Consider the following 18,192-nt stretch of genomic DNA (forward strand, 5'->3'; position numbering starts at 1 on the left):
TGTTCGGCAACATGGATGCGCGCGCTTATACGATGGTAGGCGCATTGATTTTGATTTGGCTGCTTTTCGGCTTATTGAACGATACCTTTCTCACTCCGCGGAATTTGTCCAATCTGTTCACGCAGATGTCTGTAACCGCCATCCTCGCGATCGGCATGGTGCTTGTGATCGTCGCCGGCCATATCGATTTGTCGGTAGGCTCCATCGTCGGGCTGACCGGTGGGATCGCCGCCATACTCAGCAATTGGTGGGGCATGCCGGCAGGCGTCGTCATCTTGGGGACGCTGGTGGCCGGGGCGATTCTCGGTATCTTCCAAGGTTGGCTCGTCGCTTACAAGGCGGTGCCCGCCTTTATTGTCACGCTAGGGGGCATGCTCGTCTTTCGCGGGGCCTTGATGGGCGTGACGAAATCGACGACGATTTCGGTGTCCGATCCGGCTTTGGCGTTAATGGGCAACGCCTACTTCGCCAAAGGCTTCGGCTTGATTCTCGCCGTTTTGGCCATCGCCGCCATCGTCTGGTCGATGTTCAGCAAGCGGAGATCCCAGCTTAAATACGGCTTCGGCGTGCAGCCTCTGGGAGTGGATATCTTGAAGGCGGCTGGTTATAGCCTGCTGGTGGTCTTGTTCGTGCTCGTCGTGAACAGCTACAAGGGCATCCCGTTTCCGATTATTTTCGTCATCGTGTTAGCCTTCTTGTTTTCCTTCATAGCTACGAGGACGACTTTCGGCAGACACATTTACGCGCTTGGCGGCAACGTGGAGGCGGCGCGTCTGTCCGGCATCAATATCAAAAAGAAAACCATGACTGTCTTCATGTTCAGCGGTCTGCTGGCCGCTATCGCTTCGATCGTGCTGACATCCCGCTTATCTTCGGCCACCATCTCGGCGGGCAACATGGCGGAGATGGATGCGATCGCCGCCTGCGTCATCGGGGGAACCTCACTGATGGGAGGCTCGGGCAAGGTGTCTGGAGCGATCATCGGTGCCCTCGTGATGACATCTCTCGACAACGGCATGTCACTCATGGGGTTGGAATCGTTCTGGCAGTACGTCGTGAAGGGAAGCATTCTTGTATTCGCCGTATGGTTGGACATTTCAAATAGAAATAAAAAAGCGGCTAAATAAGAGTTCCGCCCGTCATTTTCCGATGGCGGGTTTGGCGCTGCCTTTCGCGTTACTTGGGTAAGGGCGATTTGCAAGATTACGTTGTATACAATGTTACTTTGACGCTGATACAATAAATCGTGTAAGCGGAATCATTTCGTTTAACTAATAAGAGGGGGAAACCGGAAATGTAGTATGGTGACAGAAGGCGGGCCTTGGGGCAATGGCAAGGCGCAATCTGAATAGGGGTGTGTGTGCAAGCGTTGATACGAAATGTATCTAATTCAAAAGAGAGTACTACTTGTGCCCCTTTTTGGAAATTACTTTCGGAATATATGGCGCAGAAGCAGTTTACAGCAATGAATCTAATAATTACTTTTGTAGGAACTTGCATTTATAGGAAAAAGGTAGGGTAAGTTTTAGCTTCTAGGTAGCTATCACCGAATCAGTAGTCATAGGGGGAAAGGAAAAAATGCTAAAAAAGTGGAAACGAGTTATTTCTATTACATTATGTGGGGCCATATGTGCAACACCACTATTAACAGGGCTGGCTCCTCAAAGAAGTTATGCAGCTGAGCCTGCACCACAGACATTGCCGATTTATATGGATTCTGAGCACTATTCCTTTAAGGAAAGGGCAGCAGACATGATTTCAAAGATGTCTATTTCACAGAAGGCATCTCAAATGAACGGAAGCGCATCGCCATCAATCACCCTTTCCGACGGCAAAGTAATTCCTTCATATGGCTGGTGGAATGAGGCGCTGCACGGTGTATCCCGGTACCAGCTTAATGCTTCTGGTAACGCGACAACCATTAATAATGCAACTTCATATCCAATTGGGCTTTCCATGGGAAGTTCATGGGATCCAGAGCTTATGCACAAAGTAGCAACGGCTATTAGTGATGAAGCTCGTGAAACAGCTCCTGATAGCGACCGTATGTTAACCTTTTACTCACCAACTATCAATCTAGCTCGTGATACGCGTTGGGGACGCACGGATGAAACCTTTTCTGAAGATCCCTTGTTAACAGCTGGAATAGCCGGGCAGTTTGTAAATGGCCTGGAAGGTAAGAATATGGACGGTAGCCTAATTGATCCCAATGGGTACTTAAAGACTGTAAGTACCATAAAGCATTATACTGCGAATAATTCTGAAGTAAACCGTCTGAATGGCAGCTCTGATGTAACAGGTCGGGAGCTCAGAGAGTTCTATACTAAACCTTATAGAGAGATTATTAAAAATACGGATGTTACCTCTATCATGAGCTCTTATAATAGTGTTAATGGTACACCGGTTACATTAGACCGAAATTTAATGGAAACATTTCTTCGTCAAACCTTTGGGTTCTCCGGTTATGTAACAACGGACTGCGATAGTATAGCTATGGCTGTGTCACCATCCAGACAGAACTATATGTATCCCGGAACGACCAGGGCCATGACTACGCAAGAAGGATACGCATGGGCTGCAATGTTTGGTACGAATTTAGTATGTAATGCAGGGTATGCCGGCTCTAACTATGGCGCAGAACTTCCAGGAGCAGCAGCAGCAAAACTGCCTACTCCTTCAGGCATATTCACAGAGAATGCGATAGATGTAGATATGCTTGATCTGTATACTACTCGAATGAAACTGGGCGAGTTTGATGATACGGTTAGAAATGCGGCAGGCATCATTCAATCATCGACAAACAAAGTTTCCTGGTATGATGATGCAATTGCTAGAAGAACTGCTTTAGGAAATGGAAGCTTGTGGACATTTAATTCGGGTACCGGCGGTGACGGTAAGAACATAACTCAAGAAAGATCTGATATTGCTCGTCAAGCAGCAGCAGAATCCTTGATCTTGTTAAGAAACAATCCAGTCACATCAAATGGCAACAAACCAGTGCTTCCAATCAATGTGCCTTCAACTGGTGAATTTAAAGTTGTCGTGTATGGTCTTAATGCTAACTACAATACAACGAATAATAGCTTTTTCTTAGGTGGTTATTCTTCAGGTTCCGGCGCTAGCGGCATCGCTAAAATGGTAAACCCTTATAACGGTATCAAAGCAGAAATTCAAAAAATCAATCCCAATGCTGTGGTTGACTGGAAAAAGGGCTTCACCAATACGGGGACAACTTATGCAGGTATGACGACACTTGATAATGCAGCGATTGATCTTGCATCAGGTTATGATTTAGCTATCGTTGCTCTTGGCACAGAACAAGCCACTGCTGCAGAGGATAGTGACAGAGGCGGCAATACAAACCCTAATAACACATTACCAGGAGCGCAGCTGGCGCTGGCTAATGCTGTTGCCCTGAAAAATCCTAAAACAGTCACCGTTATTGAAAGTACCAGCCCAGACGACCTATCAACTTTATCTGCAGATGTTCCTTCCCTGTTATGGAGTGGATACAACGGTCAAGTTAAGGGATTGGGACTAGCAGATGTTTTACTAGGTAAGTATAACCCAAGTGGGCGTACATCAACCCTTTGGTTCAAAAATGACCAATTCCCTAGCATAAGAAGTTACAGAATTACACCTGGACCTGATACCTATAAAACAGGTAATAATACAAGTGCATCCACAACGGTTACTTCCCCTGGTCGCACATATATGTATTATGATGGATCAAAAGGAGCTCCTCTCTACAGTTTTGGATATGGAATGAGCTATTCAAACTTCGCATATTCCAATATGACAGTAACAGGTTTAGGCGCAGGGAATTCTGTTGATGCTAACGATACGATCAATGTCTCTATGAATATTACGAATACAAGTGATAGAGACGGAAATGATATTGTAGAGCTATATGCTTCAACACCAGACTCTACCCAAACAGGTGTTAATCAACGTCCTATCAAACGTCTTATTGGATTCAAGAAAGTAATGGTAAATGCAGGGCAAACAGTTCCAGTTACCATAACCGTTAAAGTGCCAGATTTACGTTTTTATGATGAAGCAGCAGGCAAATGGGTTATGGATACAGGGAAACACAATTTGCAGTTCAGCACATCGAGTGCAGATGCTGACATTAAACTTAACAAGGATATTTTTGTTACAGGCTCATTAGCTCCTAAGTTAAGTGTTGTAACAGCAAAACCTCGTCAGGACAATGACGTGGCATTAGATATCCCGACTCGGGTATTCTTCGACAAAGGAAAAACTGTACTTCCACAAGTTACAGTGGCAATGAATGATGATTCGCTGTACGGATATATTGCCAAGGGTTCCAGCAAAGCTATGCCAGCTGGAATGACCGTAACATACAGCAGCAATAGACCTGGGGTGGTCTCAGTAGCTGGCGACCAAATCACGACTGTCGCAGCTGGCGTCGCAACGATTACCGCAACCGTTAGTTATGCAGGAGAACAACGTTCAACTGACTTTATAGTCTATGTTAATCCTGCTACCACTCTTAAGGACCTCAAGATTAACGGGACTACAATTAGCGGTTTTGATCCTTCCATAAATCAGTATAATGTAGTAGTTCCTTTCGAACAGAGTGCAGCTCCAGTGGTAACGGCTGCTTCTGCTAACGCTGATAGCGTTGTAACAATCGTGCAAGCAAATGGTATTCCTGGCACAGCAAATATTACAGTAACCGATTCAACGATTAGTAAGGTTTATACAGTTAACTTTGGTCGGCCACCGGTAAGTGCTGAATTCAAAGGAACAACAGCTTTGGATAGTCACTACTCCATCGTACGACAAGATTCGAATTATTTTTTCGACACGAATAATGGAGTGACTATCAGAACAAAACAGGCAGCAGTAAATGCAGTTCAGAACTTAGTTATGCAGCCAGCGATTGGCGATTTCGTATCTCAGACTGCTATGAATTTTTCAGCCACTCCTACTGTTAACAATCAGCAAGGCGGGTTGATTTATTATCAAGATGACTCTAATTACGTAAAATTTGTTTATGAACGTTCTACGGGAACTACAAACCGAATTGCATTGTATAAAGTCGTCAATGGGACAGCAACTGTAGTTACGGGCAACACAAATTCAGCAGGCAACACAAAGATGTATTTACGTCTGATTAGAAGCAATGGAACGATTTCAGCACAATGGTCCGCTGACGGTGTCACTTGGTCTAGTTACTCCGGAACAGCTGCAGTGAATTTCGCTGCGCCACAATTAGGCCTAATTGCAACTAATGGTAATGTAAGCGCGGATGCACTCAATGTATCTTTTGAATACTTGAGAATTGGAAGCCTTGATGCATTAAATCCTGTGGCGGATAAAATCCAAAAGGGCGGAGTAGATATTCCAGGGTTTGATCCGCGTATTACAACCTATGATGTAGTTGTACCAAAGGATGCATTGCCTGAAGATTACGAGTACTCAGTGGAGTGTGGAGATGGTTTAACGTGTGTCGTGAACCAAGCAACAACCATTCCAGGAAATGCCACTGCTGTTATAACTAGTCCTTTCGGTACAACAACATATACCTTTAAGCTTAATTATGGGGCTGAAAGCTTCAACTTTGTTCATACAACCTCTGAGAATTTGTCAAACTTCTGGACAATTCTTAAACAAGATGCTGCTAATTACTCATTAGTACAAGGTAAGGGACTACGTCTTCCTACATTAACGGGGGATATCTATCAAACAAATGCCGCTTGGAATAACGTATTTACAGCCCCTGCCGGTGGTGATTGGGATATTGTTACTAAGGTCCACTATCCTGTAGCACCATCTGCAACCTATCAACAATTTGCGTTCTTAGCATGGCAGGATGAGGATAACTATGTTAAGCTGGATGCCGAAAACAACGGAAGTGGCATTCAAGTCCAATCTGGACGTGAAGTCAATAAGGTATTCGCTTCATCTGGAACAAATGCTGTCAATGCGAATGGAGACTCCACTTTAACCGTTTATCTAAGAATGTCCAAGACGGGAAATAGTTACCAGAGCTCATATTCGTTAGATGGTATCAATTATACTAATGTAGGTGGAGCAATTAATTTAAGCCTTAACAATATCAAAATGGGACTATTTGCAACGAAGAACACAGCTAGTAGCCCAGTGATAGATACCTATGTAGAATATGTTCAGGTACTGAATACAAATGATGCACTACCGGTCACTCCAGTTCAAATGAAAATTAATGCTGCAACCAAAGTTTCTGAATATGTTAGAACGCTATTACCCGAAACCGTACAATTTAGTGAAGGATCAAACACTGTACAACTCGTTAATAGCATCACTCCAACGTATACCATCAGCTACGGTTCAAGTGACGCGAGTATCCTCTCTGCAACAGGTAGTGTTACTCAATCTGTCTACACAAGAGAAATCACGTACACGTATACGATTTCTGATGGAACTAACAATGTAGTAAGTACTCCTATTCACTTAAGCGTACCTGGATCGGAAGGATCAGCACCTCAAGTTGGTGCAAAGGCCAGCATTAGTGGCCCTTCATCGCCAGTGGTCGTGGGTCAGTCGGTTAATCTTCCGGTTGGCGTTACTGGATTGACTCATAATTTTAATATTCTAAGTGTGGAGTTAAAGTACGATCCGGCTATGATTGAGTTTGCTACTTCACTGAATAATGGTGTCAACGTCTTGCAAGCAGGTTCAGTTACTTCTACACGGAATGGACTCCAAGTTCTTGAGACAGCTGTGAAACCGGAAACTGGAGAAATCCTGATTATTATGGGTGTCACAGGCAAATTCTTAACAGGTGACGGGGAATTATTCGTTCTTCACGGCAAAGCCAAGGCTGATGCTGCTGCCGGGACTACAAATGTTACTGTAACCAAGCAGGAAATTGTCGGTGACGAGAACCATTATTCATTACCCGACACATCTCAGGCTACGGTTGGCATACAAGTTGTGCAGGCAGATAAGACGGCATTGATTGCTTCAGTTGCAGCTGCGCAATCACTTCTTCAAGCAGCGGTTGAAGGAAATCAAGAGGGCCAATATCCAGCAGGTTCCAAAGCAATCTTACAAGCTGCAATTGATAGTGCATCAGTAGTGGTGCACAATGGAGCTTCGACACCATCTGACGTTGCTAATGCACTTGTTACATTGAATAATGCAGTTACAAGTTTCACTGGTTCGATTATCCATATCAATAAGGAGGCATTGAATACAGCAATTGCAGATGCTCAGCAAGTGTTGAACTCTGCAGTGGAAGGATCAGCGCCGGGTCAATATCCAACGGGTACGAAGGCTGTACTTCAAGCTGCGATTGATGCTGCAATCAGTGTCCGTGATAGTATTACGGTAACGCAATCTGAGGTGAACTTAGCAGTGTCGACATTAACGACAGCAGAGAGCACATTCAGAGCTAGCGTGAACTCAACGACTTCACCTTCAGTTGATTTAGAAGCATTAAATCAAGCGATCGCTGCAGCTCAAGCTAAGGTTTCTAAAGCTACAGCGGGCAACAAAATCGGTCAATATCCAGAAGTTGCAATCATGAACCTTCAAGCAGCTATTGATGCAGCGAACAACGTGAAGGTCAACAGTGGTACTACACAGTCGATGGTAGATGCAGCGGTAGTAACATTGAATGATGCTATATCAACATTCACAACGAAGATTGTGACTCTTGTACCTGGTGCTACCTCCATTACGATCCAGGATCTGTCGATACTTGCTAAATATTACGGTGTTAAGAAAGATCAACCTGATTGGGATAAGGTAGAGAAGGCTGATTTGTTCGATAATCATGAGATTACGATTCTTGAATTAGCAGCAGTAGCACGTATGATTGTAGCGAATTGGCTTGAGTAATAAACAATTGATGAAAGTAGAGTAAAGAGGGGGGCGCTTCTGCGCCCTCCTCTTCAGTTAATGAAGGGAACAGTAAATTTTTGGCGAACGCAGAATAATGCTAGAAACTGTAAAAATATTGTGTTCGTTTTCATATTGGGTTAAATGAATGCTGATAGGGGGCAAAGGAATGCGGGCCGCCGCCATAGCGGCCCGCTTTTGACGCTGATACAATAAATGATGTAAGCGTAATCAGTATGTTAAACCAATAGAGGGGGAAAGCAGAACATGAACAAATGGTAGACAAGATTATGAATTGAAAGTTATGGGGACATTTACCTGAAGGCACTTGGAGCACAGCCAAGGATAGCCACTGAATTGGAGGGGTTATGCAATTTATGATACAAAACGTATCAAAAAGATAAGAGGTGCTATTTAAAGTCCTCTTTTGAGAATTACTATCGGATGAAATGGTGGAGAAACAGATTGCTGTAATGAATCTCATATAGAGGGAAGGAAATCACGATGAGAAAGAAGATAACAGCATTATCACTTTTGGTTGCCATGCTGATGACTTTTTTAGTTCAGCCTGCTTCGGCAACCTATCAGCCTGAGCTTCCATCGCTTTACCAGACTTTTCAAAACTATTTTAAGTTCGGTTCATTTAATGGGATGAACAGCTTTTTTGGGGGCGGCGATCCGCAAAGCATGCTGCAGCACCACTATAACAGCTGGTCCCCGGCTAATGAATTAAAGCCGCAATCTCTGTTTGGCTCCAGCCAGTCGGCTGCAGCATATAACAGCGCTTTAAACGCAGCCTATTCCAGCGATGAAGAGCGTGCGGCTGCGATTGATAAGGCAAATAAGACCGCCATACTTGCCTCAACAACCTCTCAAGAGGCTTTCTTGAACAATGTCAGGAATTTGAACAAAAACCGGGGGCCTAACGATCAGGTCAAGATCAAAGGTCATACGCTCCTTTGGCACAACCAGACGCCGGAAGCTTTCTTCCATGAAGGATTTTCAACCACTAAGCCCTGGGCAAGCAGGGAGGTTATGCTGGCTAGAATCGATTCCTATATCAAAGCTGTATTTGAAAAATTCTCCCCTTACAACGATGTCATCTACTCGTGGGATGTGGTCAACGAGGCTATTGATGACTATACAGGCTATATCCGTAATGAAGGCGATTACCAGGTCAGCAATTGGGGTCGCATTTTCAAAAAAACGGATCTGACCGGTGAAGACAGGCTCCTGGCAGAGAGTGAGTATATCAGGCAGGCTTTTGCATCAGCCTCGAAATACAACAAAGCATTGGGAGCAAACTGGACGTTTGTATACAATGACTTTTACGACGCAGATAAACCCTATGAGCCAAAGCGCAGCGCCACCATCACCATGTTGAAGCCTATCTATCAGCAGATGAAGCAAGACGGTACAACCTTCGTCGTGGGTATGCAGAACAGGAACGCGGTTTCACTCGACCTGAACGTGTTTAAAGAGACCTTCAATAAGTTCGCCGCCATCTGCGATGAAATCCAATTTACCGAATCCGACACACGTTCCGATCTTGTGGCCAATCCGAATTATGATCCGAACGCACTGCCGTACTATTTGTCGGACGGCTCGAAGAATCCGAACTGGACGAAAACGAATTGGGATAACACGCCCAACGCACATGTGGCACTGGTTAGAAACGGCTGGACGGCTGCTATGGCGAATTTGCCAGAAATCCAAAGGGAACAAGCTGATTGGCAGGCGGATCAATTCGATTTCCTGCTGGAGAACAGTAAGGGCAATGGCGGCAAGCTGAGCGTGTACGCCTTTGACGGAGTCAGCGATACAAGCACCTTCAACGCCAGAAAGGGTGCGCATATCTTCATGTCGGCTGACAGCAATGGAAATACGAACTATACGGCTAAGATGTCCTACTATGCGATGATAGGCAGCGTGGCCCGGATTGAATTGAAAAAGATGCTGAGTAATCTTCCTCAGGATTCCTCCAAGGATAAGTACACTCCTGACAGCTGGAACAAATTTGTTGCGGCCCGCAAAGCAGCCAATGATGTTCTGGGCGTAAGAATCTATGATATTAATGGCGTAAATAACGTGAAGGACGCCGCAAACGCTTTGACGGCAGCAATACCGGTATTGAAAGCGGGCGCTGTTCTTGAAGGCCCAGCGGAAGCTTCCAAAGAAGAAGCCTTTGATCTGAATTATGGCTTGAGCGGCATGGATCAAAATATTTATGCCCAGGACTTAACGTTTACTTATGATCCGAGTCAGTTGGAATACGTATCGGCCGAATCCGTGAAGCCGACTGAAGTTGTGATCGTCGACAAGGCTCAGAAGCGAGGGGAAGTTCGGTTCCTTGTAGCAACAACTGGGAAAAACGCCCATCTTGACGGTAGTCTTCTGAAGCTTTCTTGGAAAGCAAAATTCGACACTAAGGCTGCAGCAGCTACGATTTCCTTGTCCAAGGCTGTCGTTGCCAATGAAGTCGGCGTCGAAAAAGAACTGCAGAGCACGTCTTATACGGTTCAGCTGAACAGTGTGGTCGTTGATAAAACAGCCCTCAATACCTTAATTGCCGATGCACAAAGCAAGCATGACGCGGCCGTTGTGGGAACCCAGGTAGGTCAGTATCCGGCGGGCTCCAAAGCAACGCTGCAGGCAGCTATCAATCAGGCGAAGGCAGTAGCGAATAACGCTGCGGCGACCCAGTATCAAGTTGAGCAGGCAGTAAGCACGTTGAATGCAGCCCTGCAGACATTTAACGATGCAGTGATTCGCACGCAGCCTGGCGATACGAACGGTGACGGCCGTTATTCCGTGGGTGACCTGGCAATCGTTGCGGCAGCCTACGGCAAAACCTCCGCTGATTCGGACTGGTCCAGCTATAAGAATGCCGATTTGAATAACGACGGTAAGATCGACATCTTGGACCTTGCGTCTTTGGCTAGGAAAATACTTAACTAAGTAGCACTCAGCAGCAATAGAGAGATAGATAGAGAGGGAGGCTGGCTTCCCTCTCTATGATTCATTTCCTTAGCGAATAGGGAATGTTAGAAGGGCCGTGAGTTTAGTGAAGAAGAGATGATCCGGGATATCCCTCGATTTACCGAGTTACAACAAGCAGCTTAATGATCGCTTTTTATTTGATGCTTCTTCGGGTTACTCCTAAACCGGGAATTTACCATGAATTAACTCGAAGTGCATGAATAGGTAGCATGAAAGGACTCATTTACTAAAGGTATAAAATAATGCTAGAAACTGAAAAAATATTGTATCCGTTTTCATGCCGGATTAAATGAATGCTGATAGGGAGCAAAAGAATGCAGACTGCCGCTGTAGCGGGCTCGCCTTTAACGCTGATAGAATAGATCGTGTAAGCAGAATCAATTCGTTTATCTAATTAAAGGGGGCAACCGGAAATGAACAAATGGTGGGAAGCTCGGGTGAGGCGACCCTGCCAAACAAGGAAAACAGGAAGCCAAAGTGAAAAAGATTCAAATCCTGACTGAAGCAAAACAGATTCAATTGTATGGCGGCTCCCGTTCTGCGCCAAACCCATGGAAGGGAACCAAAGAGACTTCGCATAGAGACTTCGCACAAGTCTCTTTCCTGAAAGTGTACCACGCATTCATTTAGTGCAATGACAAGGCACAATCTGAATAGGGGGGATGTGTGCAAATATAGATACAAAATGTATCGAAACCAAAGGAGAAGGTAAGAGCAAGCGAATTAAATCAATGATGCTTAGAACTTTTGACTGCCCAGAATCTTATTTCAAAAAAATTTTGAAAGGAAGTGCAGTTATCATTAACTCTTTAAAGAGAAAAATCGTGTCGATAGCTCTGAGCGCTAGCATGGTTTTAGGTTTAGCGCCATTCGGAGCCATTCCTCCCGTACAAGCCGCTGGCAGATATGACAATAACTTCTCCATGGTTCTCAGCAGCTCAACCGACGCAAACAGATATCTCACAACGGCAAACTCCAATGCTTTCAACGTAGTTATGTACAACAACACCTATTCCGGTGTCTTCGGCGACCAGCACATGGGGGGAATCGAACTGTTTCTCCATGGGAATCGTATAGCTACCAATGGTGACATTCACTATATGCCCACTCCCGAGCAGTGGGACGCGACTCCAGCGCCTACCCGTGGTACCAAAATATTTGACATGACGACTAACAAAATCACCAGCCCGATGACTTTCAACGGGGCCACGGACGGAACTCTCAAGTATGATCTGATCGCCACCCCAGAGGAAGGCGGCGCATTGCTCTCAGTCGTACTTACCTCGGATTTACCAGCAAGCCTTGCTGGCAAGGCCAGGTTCAACATGGAGTTCATCCCCTCAAAATTTGAGAACAAGACATTTCAGGCAATCTCCGTAGAAAACGGACCTTATGACACCTTCGGAGTATTCCCGCTTCATCCACAGAGCACAATGTCCGAAGTTGAGCGTCCCAACTTTCCGACCCAGTCATGGTACGTACAAGATTGGAACACGGATAGGGGCAATTCTCAGCCGCTTCCGTTTGTCGAGGGATATGGCTTTACATTTGCCGCTGAGGACGAGCTGAATAATATCAGTATTACCTCTGATACAGGCAAACTCCAGCTGTATGACGCTCGCGACCGCGCGCAGAATGGTTGGTATGTGCTCAGTAACTTGATTACGGATGGCAAGAAAGGCGACACTGTTGCAAAATGGCATATCCGTCCCAAGGTAGTTCAGAACTGGGTGCGAGAGCCAAATATAGCTTTCAGCCAGGTTGGTTATTCTCCCAACCAGGAGAAGTTTGCAGTTATTGAATTAGACAAGTATGAAAATAATTTTCCATCGTCGGCATCCCTGCTCCATGTAAACGCAGACGGTTCTAAGGAAGTGGTATACACTGCCAACGTATCTGCTCCCGTATCATGGCAACGGTATAAATATGTGAATTTTGACTTTACAAGCGAAATCAAGACTGGTATGTACGTCATAAAGTATGGCGATAAGGAAAGTGATGTATTTCCGATTGCGGACGACGTATATAATAAATCCTGGCAATCGGCTCTGAGTGGCTTTCTTGCGGTTCAAATGGACCATATCGAGGTTCGCGACGGCGACCGCATCTGGCATGGAGCAGCGCATATGGATGACGGTAGCATAGGACCTCTAGGTGCTTCCTGGTTTGACGGTATGAGCATGCCAGCAACGATGCCGGATTCAATCACTGCGAAAGGCATCAAACCGGGGCAGCATATTCCTGGATTGAATGTCGGCGGGTGGTATGACGCTGGTGATTTTGACCTTCAGGGTTCCAGAGAAATCGAAGTGCTTCAGGACCTTATTTTTGCGGCTGAGGCTTTCAACAATATGGACAACAGCGATACGTTATCTGTTAAGTGGGATGACAAAACAGGCGGTGTGGTACAGATGCACAAGCCTGACGGAATTCCTGATATTGTGCAGCAGGTTGCACACGGAATCAAGTATGTCCTTGCACAGATCGATAATCTCGGCGGCTACGGCGGAACAATGGAATTACGTACTCTGCGCCAGTACACTCATCTAGGCGATGTTTCTTCCGATACCGACGGTTATATATACGACTCCACCCTTGGCCCAAATGAAATCGTTGAGCGCAACGGTCTCGTATATTCTGGCAAACCTGACGATCGAGTATTATTGCTCGGCGGCGGCGGAGGAAACTTCACCAGCACTCTTACCAGCAACACCTCAGCGGATATCGCAGGAGCCGCATACTTACTGTATGATTATTATCCTGAGCTTGCGACCAAATCCCTGAACACTGCACTCGCCATATGGGACAAAGAAAGAGCATCCCAGCCGGCAAACTTGGGCACCGAATGGAATACGCTGGTTCAGTTGATGCTTGCGACCAAAAAGATGGGCAACAGCAGCAGGTTTGAATATTTTAAGAACCGTCTTTCATCACTAACATCCACTGCATTTAACTCAAACGGTATAAGTTCAAGATACAACTCCTTGTTCATCATGGATCTTATGGACGACACTTTTAGAGCTCAGGTGCAAAATGCTGTAACTCAATACGCGGCCACGGTTAGTTATCCTACCATAACCAACCCATTCGGAGTGCAGTTTACCACAGGAGCAGGTTGGGGCGGATCACCGACCATAATTGGCTTTGGTCAGCGCCTGGCCATTATGTATAAATACTTCCCAACTATCGATTCCTTGAAAATGTATACTCTACGCTCTGCGAACTATATCCTGGGCAGACACCCTGCCAACAATAATTCGTGGGTGTCAGGTGTGGGCACGAAGTCCCAATTGAAACCCTACAACAGCAACCGTGCGGACCAGTCCTTCATTCCCGGTTCCATTCTGCCTGGTCACATCACTTTTGCGCCAGATTTCGTGGAATCACTTGGTGACTTTAACTTCCTGTGGTTTGAAAACGAGTCGATCATCAACTACCAGTCTAAGTGGATTTCTGTAGGTATGGCTGCGAGTATGATCGCCAACGAGTCTTCCACTGAGACTCAAGCACCAACCAAGGACTTCAAAAATAACTTCATGATGGGTATTAAGAAGACGAGTTCCACAGATGGATATCTGCAGACCCCAGGCTTCAACCTGTTCATGTATGATAACACCTTTGACGCTGCACCCGGCGACAAGAAGAATGCGGGCATCGAGCTTATCCAGTCCGGACGCCGTATCGCCACCAACGGCGACATCAGCCTGCTGAATGCTCCGGATAAGTCAGATAGTACTATCCCTCCAGTACGCAACAGCCGAACGGTTGACGATGTGAACAATACCCTCAGCGCGAACTTGACTATTCCATCAGATTCAAAGGGCAACCCTGCGGTTAGTTACAACCTGAAGGCAGAACCCGAAGCTGGCGGTATCAAGCTTACGGTTAAGCTAGACAATCCTCTGCCAGCAGATCTTATAGGCAAAGCGGGCTTCAGCTTACAATTTGCCCCATCACAGTTCATCAGCAAGAGCTTCCAGGCTGATACTAACGGCGATGGCAATTATGATTCCTTCGGCGTATTCCCTCTCGTTCCTCAGGACGATATGGTGAGTGCTGAGAGAGCTAGGACCGAGGCAAGTGATAAAGGCAACATGCAACCGTTGCCTTTCGCAACCGGCAAGAAGATGACCTTTGCCGCCGAGGATAATGAAAACCGTATTCGTATTTCGTCGGACAGCGGTGATCTCTCGCTCTATGACGGACGTAACAATACACAGGACGGCTGGTTTATACTTCGCACCATGATTCCAGCAAACGCCACCGAAATCACATGGCACATCAGCCCTGACGTTAAGCAGGATTGGACCCGCAAACCCAATGTTGCTCACAGCCAGGTTGGATATGCGATGGATTTATCAAAGGCTGCCGTAATCGAACTTGATCCTAACTTCAACGCACCAACGACAGCTTATATTGACCGTTTGAATATGAATGGCACCTATACGGAAGTATTCTCCGGTGAGCTTGGCGCACCTACTTCATTGGCACGTTATACTTATAGAAATTTTGACTTCTCCTCAGTCAAAGATCCTGGTATGTACGTAATCCGTTACGCTGGAGAACGCACAGATCCGTTCCCGATAAAAAAGAACGTTTATGACAGATCATGGCAGTCATCCCTCAGTGGCTTCCTCGCTGTCCATATGGATCATATGACGGTTCGCGAGAGTTACCGCATCTGGCATAATCAGACATTTAAAGACGACGCTCTTCAAGCTCCGCTCAATATGCAGTCGTTTGGTGGATGGAACATGGGGACTGTAACTGATTCTACCTATGCACCCTATGAGCATATTCCTGGATTGGCCGTTGGTGGATGGTACAATCCAAGCGGTTATGAACTTGATACTGCGAGCAACCTTGAAGTGATCCAGGATCTCGCTTTGGCATTTAAAGAGTTAGGTGTAGACTATGACACATTCACAATGGATAATGCATCTAGCTTCGTTGAGATGCACAGAATGGATGGAATTAATGATATTCAGCAGCAAGTGAAGCAGGGAATCCTGCAGATATTAGGCCAAATTGAAAATGTCGGCTTCGTATTCAAGGGTATGAAGGTTCCAACCCTGAAGCAATATTCACAGTCAGGTGACGCCTCGAAGGCTTCAGACGGATTCGTTTACGACAATGCTCTCGCGTCGGACGCTAGATATGGCTTACAATCTGGCATACTTGACGACAGACTTGCTTTTGTCGGTACCAAGAACGTGGAAATGCAGTATGACGCAGCAGCTGCGCTAGCATCGGCAGCCTATGCTCTCAAAGGTTTTGACGATGCACTTGCCGCTCGCTGCCTGGCAACAGCAGAAAACATCTGGAATACAGAGACCCTTGTCACTAGCGGAACGCAGGTTGCTGCTGAGTGGAGGGCCGCTGTGCAGCTCCTGATCGCCACCAATGGCAACAAGGAAACATATAAACAGTTTATTAAGGAAGTTTCGGCACTTGAGCTGAGTACTTCAAACTTCGGAATGAGCGGATGGAAAGCAGCGCGTGTCCTTACTTATATGGATCAAGGGTTCAAGAAGGAATTTAAGCAAGCCCTAACAAATTATATCCCTGTTTTGGACAGCGAGATCTCAAACCCGTTTGGCGTGCCGGTAACTGGCGGCAATGTCAGCGTTCTCAACATGGGCGTTAGCATGAGCATCCTGAACAAGTATTTTCCTGAGATTGTGAGCGAGAAATATACGCTCAGCGCAGCGAACTATATCTTGGGCACACATATGTATAACGACACCTCTTGGGTGTCTGGAGTGGGCACCAAGTCGTCGAAACACGGGTATGGCAGCAACCGTGCCGACCGTTACTTCATCGCAGGTGGTATCGTTGCCGGTTCTGCCAACGTTCTGTCGGACTTCCCTGAAGCCGTTGACGATTACAACTATCTGCCAGACGAAACAGGTTACAGTATCGAAACCGCTGCCAAATGGATTGTAGTTGGAAAAGCAGCCGACACAATGTCAACTGCTCCAGTAGTTGATCTAACTAAACCTAGAGTAAACATATCGGCAGCAAGCCATGTACAGCCTGAAAGTAGCTTTATTGTAAAAATCAGTCTGGATAATGTGTCACAAAGCGTTTATGCTCAGGATATTTCACTTGGATATGACCCTAATATCTTCGAGTATGTATCTGTGGAAGGTGCAAATGACAAAATCATGGTAGTAGACTCTAGAACCACTCCCGGCGCTGTAAGAATTATTTCTGTGGCCACAAATGGTTTGGCTACGCCAAGCGCGGAAATACTCAACGTCACCTTCAAGGCAAAAACAAATGCTTCCGGAAGTATTGCAGTTACCCAAGCGGTCCTTGGTACTATGCCTGATGGAATAGAAATTGAGGCGGCATTGAGCAGTAAAACCATTGTAGTAGGCGCTTCATCTGAGGTTGATAAGGCTCAACTTGGAGCATCTATAAGTAGCGCAGAGACCCTTTATGCCAATGCGGTAGTAGGCACACAGACTGGCCAATACCCGCAAACAGCCAAGGATATCTTTAAGGCAGCTATAGATGCAGCAAAAGCTGTGAATGACAACAGCAGTGCAACACAGGCACAGGTAGACAGTCAAGTAATCGCTTTGAATAATTCGAAAAATATCTTCCTTTCTTCAGTGATAGCTGGACAAAGTGTTGATAAGACAGCCCTAGGAGTTGCTATTACTAGTGCTGAGAGCCTTTATGCAGAGGCAGTAGTTGGGACACAGCTTGGACAATATCCGCAGGAAGCAAAAGATATCTTCGGTTCGGCTATAGATGCGGCCAAGTCAGTGTACAATAACTATAATGCAACACAATCCCAGGTAGACAGCTCCGTTGAGGCACTTAATAGTGCAGTGATTGTCTTTATGAACAAAGTAGCTTATGCAGACATAAACAACGACGGAATTATCAGTATAGGAGACCTTGCGATTGTAGCTTACTATTATGGAAAGGATGCTACCGACATCGATTGGGAGAAGGCAAAAAGGTCAGATGTGAATAGGGACAACAAGGTGGATATTTATGACCTTTCTTATGTTGCGTATAATTTGCTGGATAATAAATAACTAAATAGTAAATTTGAGCTCCAATAACAAGAATGAAGCTATTCTTGTTATTGGGGCTAACTTTTTATTACTATTCAAAGTCTCAGCATCTCTTTATGAATATGGATGAGGAGCCCGGGGGCGACAGTCGGGCCGCTCTGTAGGCACCTGTGGATAAGCTACACCAACATTTTTATGAAAATATACGCTGTAAAGAATGACAGTTAGGTGAGTGGTTAGACCTTCCAATACACGAAACATATGCTGAGAAGTTAGAGGGAAATTCGAGATTTTGTTAAATGAG

5 protein-coding genes are annotated in these 18,192 nt (G+C 45.7%); all 5 read left to right on the forward strand.

From position 1 onward, the window contains the following. Positions 1–11: 11 nt before the first annotated feature. On the forward strand, positions 12–1,127 hold the full coding sequence (locus AC3WTJ_RS12135; protein WP_492522227.1) for a sugar ABC transporter permease: 1,116 nt from the start codon (positions 12–14) through the stop codon (positions 1,125–1,127). A gap of 451 nt (positions 1,128–1,578) precedes the next feature. After that, positions 1,579–7,854, forward strand: a complete 6,276-nt coding sequence (locus AC3WTJ_RS12140; RefSeq protein WP_492521948.1) for a glycoside hydrolase family 3 N-terminal domain-containing protein — start codon at positions 1,579–1,581, stop codon at positions 7,852–7,854. 504 nt (positions 7,855–8,358) lie between these two features. Next, positions 8,359–10,812, forward strand: a complete 2,454-nt coding sequence (locus tag AC3WTJ_RS12145; protein ID WP_492521949.1) for an endo-1,4-beta-xylanase — start codon at positions 8,359–8,361, stop codon at positions 10,810–10,812. 519 nt (positions 10,813–11,331) lie between these two features. Then, positions 11,332–11,484, forward strand: a complete 153-nt coding sequence (locus AC3WTJ_RS12150) for a hypothetical protein (protein WP_492521950.1) — start codon at positions 11,332–11,334, stop codon at positions 11,482–11,484. A 32-nt stretch (positions 11,485–11,516) separates the two neighbouring features. Next, the gene (locus AC3WTJ_RS12155) at positions 11,517–17,909 is read left to right on the forward strand and encodes a glycoside hydrolase family 9 protein (protein WP_492521951.1); all 6,393 of its coding nucleotides are present in this window, start codon (positions 11,517–11,519) and stop codon (positions 17,907–17,909) included. The last annotated feature ends 283 nt before the right edge of the window (positions 17,910–18,192 follow it).

The organism is Paenibacillus sp. FW101-FHT12H11, assembly GCF_058790355.1.